Below are 5,711 nucleotides of genomic sequence, written 5' to 3'. Positions count from 1 at the left end.
CCCTACCCGGCCTGCCTGACTGAATGCCCCGCTCATGGGGAGGGCCGGCCTTTGCCCGCGATCTTCGCCCGCTCCGTCGCCCACAGACGCGACGGTCGCACGACTGCGCCTCCCTCTATCCCGGTCCCTATGCAATCAACACCGTCACCCACCTCGACACCGCTGCGCCAGGCATGCCGCCTGGCCCTGCTCGCCCAGGCGCTGCTGGCCTGCGTCTCAGCCGGCGCCAAGCCGCCGCAGGCCGCGCCCGCGCGCCCTGCTGCTGCGGCAGCGGTCGCCGAACTCGACCCTGTGGTGGTCGAAGGCGAACGCCACGACGCGCGCCGCGACGACACCGCCTCGCGCACGGTGGTCACGCGCGCCGAATTGCTCGCATTCGGCGACGCCAGTCTCGCCGAAGCGATGAAGCGTTTGCCGGGCGTCAGCATCGGCATCGGTGCGCCCGGCAGCTCGGGCGCGATTTCGCTGCGCGGCATGGGCAGCGGCTACACACAGTTGCTGGTCGACGGACAAGCGGCCGCGCCCGGCTTCGACCTCGGCGCGCTGTCGCCGGAGATGATCGAACGGGTCGAGATCCTGCGCACCACGACCGCCGACCTGCGCAGCGCCGCCATCGCCGGAACCATCAACATCGTGCTCGCCCGGCAAGCACGCCGCGACAGCGACGAACTCAAGCTGGCCCTGGGAGTGTCGAACGGCCGGCACCTGCCGAGCCTGCATTGGAGCCATTCGCGCCGCGACGGCTATCGCAGCCGTTCGCTCGAAGCCTCGTTGACGCGGCGCGAATACCTGGTCGAGGAAGCCGGCAGCGAAATCGCACGCGACCGCGATGGCGTGCTGGCTTCGCAACGCGACACCCGCCTGCGCGTCGATGGCTATCGCGACGCACTGGCGATCGCGCCGCGTTTCGAGCTGACCCTGCAGAACGGCGACACCCTGGCCCTGCAAACCTGGCTCGACGCCGGCCATGCCCGCAAATACGCCGACATCGGCTGGACCACTTCGCTGGGCCCGGAGCTCGATCATGTCCGCTACCGCCAGTTCACCGGCACCGACGTCGTGCAACTGCGCACCGACCTGCACTGGAGCCACGAATTCGCCCAGGCCGGCAAACTCAGCAGCAAACTCGGCCTCAGCGGCAATCGCGAGCGTTCGCGTTTCCGCGAGCAGGGCTATGGGGCCGACGCGAATCAGAATCTCGACGACGCCACCGATGGCCGGCTGCGCGTGCATGCGCTGAGTTCCAGCGGCAAGTACGCCTTGCCGCTATCGGAAGCCGATGCGAGCGACAACGGCCGGCACGCACTCGAACTCGGCTGGGAGGCCGGCCTGGAACGTCGCCGCGAATCGCGTCTGCAGCATCTGCGCGCCATCGGCGGCGAGCCGGAAACGATCAGCGACCTCTCCTTCGACGCCACCCTGCGGCGGCTGGCGCTGTACGCGCAGGACGAATGGACGCTGAGCCCGGTCTGGTCGCTGTATCTCGGCGCGCGCTGGGAGCGTATCGACACCCGCAGCGAAGGCAATCGCTTCGCCACGGTGCGCAACGATGCCAGCGTGCTCTCGCCGGTGCTGCAGTCCTTGTGGAAACTCTCCAAAACCCGCAACGACCAGGTCCGCCTGGGCCTGAGCCGCAGCTACCGCGCGCCGGAACTGCGTTCGCTGATCCCGCGCCCCTACACCTCGACCAACAACCGCGCGCTCGACCCCGATCAGCAAGGCAATCCCGACCTGCGCCCGGAGCTCGCGACCGGCCTCGACCTGGCCTACGAAAAATACTGGGACCAGGGCGCGATGCTCAGCCTCGGCGCCTACCTGCGCGAGATCGACGATCTGATCCGCACCGAAACGCAGTTGATCGACGGGCGCTGGGTGGCCTTGCCGGGCAACGGCGGCCGCGCTCGCAGCTGGGGGCTCGAAGTCGACGGCAAGTTCTCGCTGTCGCGCTGGTTTGCCGCGCTGCCGGTCGACGTGCGCTTCAACCTCACCCGCAACCGGTCGCGGGTCGACGACGTACCCGGCCCGCACAACCGCATCGACAGCCAACCGCGCCTGACCGGAACCCTGGCCGCCGACTATGTCGTCAACCCGACTTGGACGGTCGGCGCGAGCTACAGCCATCGCAGCGGCGGCTCGGTACGGACCGGCTTGCACGAAATGGAAAACGAATCGCCGCGACGCGAGCTCGACGCCTATGCCTCGATGAAATTGGGCAAGCGCGGCAAGTTGCGCCTGAGCCTGAGCAACCTGCTCGAACAGGACATCGTCAGCGGCGCGGAGTACTTCGACGAGGAACGCTGGCAAGGCACGCAGCGACGGCGCCCGACCTCACTGTTACTGCGAGCGCAGTTGGAAATTGCGTTGTAAGCCGCGCCGTCCGTAAACGACGACGGCGCCGTCGAGGCGCCGTCGTCGTGTCTTGCTTGAAGCCTCCGGCCCGGCGCCCGAGGATTACTCGAACGAGCCGATGCTGTCGTGGGCGAGGTTGTCGAAGCGGGTGTACTCGCCGAAGAACTTCAGCTTGAGCGAGCCGGTCGGGCCGCTACGCTGCTTGCCGATGATGACCTCGGCCAGGCCTTTGTCCGGCGAGGTCTCTTTGTTGTAGTAGTCGTCGCGGTAAATGAAGATGATGACGTCGGCGTCCTGCTCGATAGCGCCGGATTCGCGCAAGTCGGCCATCACCGGGCGCTTGTCGGCGCGCTGTTCCAGCGAGCGGTTGAGCTGCGACAGCGCGATCACCGGCAGGTTGAGTTCCTTGGCCAGGTGCTTGAGCGAACGCGAGATCTCGGAGATTTCGGTCGCGCGGTTTTCGCTGTTGCCCGGCACCGACATCAGCTGCAGGTAGTCGATCACGATCAGGCCCAGGTCGTGCTCGCGCTTGAGGCGGCGCGACTTGGCGCGCAGCACCTCCGGCGACAGGCCCGGGGTGTCGTCGATGAAGATCTTGGCTTCGCGCAACTGGCGGATCGCGCTGGTCACGCGGCTCCAGTCTTCGTCCTCAAGCTGGCCCGAACGCAGGCGCTGGGCGTTGACGCGGCCGACCGAGGAGATCAGGCGCAGGGCGAGCTGGCTCGCCGACATTTCCATCGAGAAGATCGCCACCGCCTTCTTGCTGCGGAACGCGGCGTACTCGGCCATGTTCAGCGCGAGCGTGGTCTTGCCCATCGCCGGACGCGCGGCCAGGATCAACAGGTCGGTCGGTTGCAGACCGGCGGTCATCTCGTCGAATTCGGTGTAGCCGGTGGCCAGGCCGGTGACCGCGCCGCCGCTGGCGTAGCGCGTCTGCAGCACGTCGAAGGCTTCCGACAGCGCCTTGGTGACCGGGGTGAAGTCGGTGCGGCCGCGGGCGCCGGCTTCGGCGATCGCGAACACCTGCTGCTCGGCCTTGGCCAGGATCTCGCCGCTGTCGCGGCCATCGGGCTGGAAACCGTCGTTGACGATCTCGGTGCCGACTTCGATCAGCTTGCGCATCACCGCCTTGTCGCGAACGATCTCGGCGTAGGCGGTGATGTTGGCGGCCGACGGCGTGGTGCTGGCCAGTTCGATCAGGTAAGCGCCGCCGGCGACCTGTTCGGACAGGCCTTGCGAGTCGAACCACTCGCCCAGGGTCACCGCGTCGAACGGCCGGCTCTTCTCGGCCAGGTCGCGGATCGCGCGGTAGATCAGTTGGTGATCGCGGCGGTAGAAATCTTCCTCGACGATCTGGTCGGCGACCCGGTCGTAGGCGTCGGGCGCGAGCATGAGGCCGCCGAGCACGGCCTGTTCGGCCTCGATCGATTGCGGCGGCACCCGAAGCTGGTCCACGCGCTGTTCGGCGCGGGTCTCGAAACGTTTTTCGCTACGGAATCCGCCACGTGCGCTCATCGGGAAAGACGATCCTCGTCGTTCGGCCGCGTGTGCGGCCAATCGAGCCGATCAAGGCTCAGGGGCTGGTGAGGGCGCCGGCGATCCGGGGATCGGCGTCGATGGGTGTCGGTCGACGTCGCAGGAAGGAGGCCGGACACGCATCGTAGTCGCGATCGGGTCGTGCCCGTTGCAGATAACCCTGTGGATAAGAAGGGGACAACTTGCCCTTTCTATGTCACGAGCGCGTCGCACAGACTGCGACGGCCAGGGGCCTGCCCGGAGATCCGACGCCCGCGGAAAAAACGAAGGGCGCCTTTCGGCGCCCTTCGCAGTCTTACGATCGGGCGGTCGCGATTAAGCGGCTTCGCCGGCGACGATGACCTTGACCGTGACTTCGACGTCGGCGTGCAGGTGGATCAGCACGTCGTATTCGCCGGTGCGACGGATCGGGCCTTCGCCCATGATCACTTCCGACTTGCCGACTTCGAAGCCGGCCTTGGTCAGCGCCTCGGCGATGTCGCGCGGGGTCACCGAGCCGTACAGCTTGCCTTCGGTCGCGGCGTTGGCGTGGACGGTCACCGAAGCGCCTTCCAGACGGGCCTTGCGGCCTTCGGCGCCTTCCAACAGCGACTTGGCCTTGGCTTCGTACTCCGCACGGCGGGTTTCGAAGTCGGCCAGGTTGCTGGCGGTGGCCGGAACGGCCTTGCCCTGCGGCACGAGGTAGTTGCGGCCGTAGCCCGGCTTGACGTTGACCTTGTCGCCGAGGTTGCCGAGGTTGGTGACTTTCTGCAGGAGGATCAGTTGCATGGTCTTGCTCCGTGTTCGTTAGCGGGCCTGTAGGCCCGCAGCGGGATTCGCTGTCCGAAGAAGCGAGGAATGAATCGATAGGAGTGAGTTGAGAGGAGTGAGAAGTGATCGAAAGCAAAGCTTTCTCTCGTTGCTCACTCCTCGAAGGCGGCAAAGCCGCCATTCACTCCAAAGCCGTTAGGCGTTGTGGTTGTCGGTGTACGGGATCAGCGCGAGGAAACGAGCGCGCTTGACCGCCGTGGCCAGCTGGCGCTGGTACTTCGACTTGGTGCCGGTGACGCGGCTCGGCACGATCTTGCCGGTCTCGGTCAGGTACTGGCGCAGGGTGTTGAGATCCTTGTAGTCGATCTCTTTGACGCCTTCGGCGGTGAACTTGCAGAACTTGCGGCGGCGGAAAAACTTGGACATGGGGGCAATCCTCAGGCGGCTTCGGCGTTGTCGTCGGCGTTGTCGGCGGTGCCGACGGCGGTCTCGCTATCGTCGTCACGACGACGACGCTCACCACGCTCGCCGCGCTCGGGCTTGTCGCCCTTCTCGTCCTTGAACTTCATGATCAGCGACTGCTCGGTGTCGGCGTCGTCGCGCTTCATGACCAGGTGACGCAGCACGGCGTCGTTGAAACGGAAACCGTCGACGAGCTCGTTGAGCACCGTCTGGGTGACTTCGATGTTCAGCAGGACGTAGTGGGCCTTGACCAGGTTCTCGATCGGATAGGCCAGCTGACGGCGGCCCCAGTCTTCGAGACGGTGGATCTTGCCTTCGCCGCCTTCGATCAGCGACTTGTAGCGCTCGATCATGGCCGGCACCTGCTCGCTCTGGTCCGGATGGACCAGGAACACGACTTCGTAATGACGCATGGGTGTGTTTCCTTGTGGATGATGGATCGCCGATGGCGACCCGGTTCAGCCCCCCGGGGTCCGGATGCGGACGCGGTGGAGCAAGGTCCCGACCGGCCTTGGGCCGTTCGAGAGCCGGAAAGTATGGCAGGACAAGGGCTTAGGTGCAATGCGGTGCGGTATTTGCCTGCGAAGGCCTGCGTGGCCGGCTTTGGGTAGGAG

At 66.2% G+C, this 5,711-nt stretch carries 5 protein-coding genes; 1 reads left to right on the top strand and 4 read right to left on the bottom strand.

From position 1 onward, the window contains the following. Positions 1-129: 129 nt before the first annotated feature. Positions 130-2,367: a TonB-dependent receptor plug domain-containing protein gene (locus ACTJJK_RS05785; RefSeq protein ID WP_440729729.1), complete on the top strand. Its 2,238-nt coding sequence runs from the start codon at positions 130-132 to the stop codon at positions 2,365-2,367. A gap of 84 nt (positions 2,368-2,451) precedes the next feature. On the opposite strand, the gene ACTJJK_RS05780 is transcribed toward ACTJJK_RS05785, so the two are convergent. From ACTJJK_RS05780 to rpsF, 4 genes are all read right to left on the bottom strand, one after another. Further along, positions 2,452-3,864, bottom strand: coding sequence for a replicative DNA helicase (locus ACTJJK_RS05780; RefSeq protein WP_031372468.1), 1,413 nt, complete (start codon positions 3,862-3,864; stop codon positions 2,452-2,454). A gap of 336 nt (positions 3,865-4,200) precedes the next feature. Continuing rightward, positions 4,201-4,653 carry a 50S ribosomal protein L9 gene (gene rplI, locus ACTJJK_RS05775; protein WP_031372469.1) on the bottom strand — a complete coding sequence of 151 codons (453 nt, stop codon included), beginning with the start codon at positions 4,651-4,653 and terminating at the stop codon, positions 4,201-4,203. Positions 4,654-4,830: 177 nt separating this feature from the next. Continuing rightward, a complete protein-coding gene (gene rpsR, locus ACTJJK_RS05770) occupies positions 4,831-5,061 on the bottom strand; it encodes a 30S ribosomal protein S18 (protein ID WP_031372470.1) in 231 nt (76 codons plus the stop codon). An 11-nt stretch (positions 5,062-5,072) separates the two neighbouring features. Beyond that, entirely contained in the window at positions 5,073-5,510 is a 438-nt protein-coding gene (gene rpsF / locus ACTJJK_RS05765; protein ID WP_031372471.1) for a 30S ribosomal protein S6, read from the bottom strand. Positions 5,511-5,711 lie beyond the last annotated feature (201 nt).

Source organism: Lysobacter sp. 22409 (genome assembly GCF_052045105.1).
Taxonomy (GTDB): domain Bacteria; phylum Pseudomonadota; class Gammaproteobacteria; order Xanthomonadales; family Xanthomonadaceae; genus Lysobacter; species Lysobacter antibioticus_B.
Note: the sequence above shows the minus strand (reverse complement) of the source record. Positions and strands in the feature narration are given on the sequence as shown.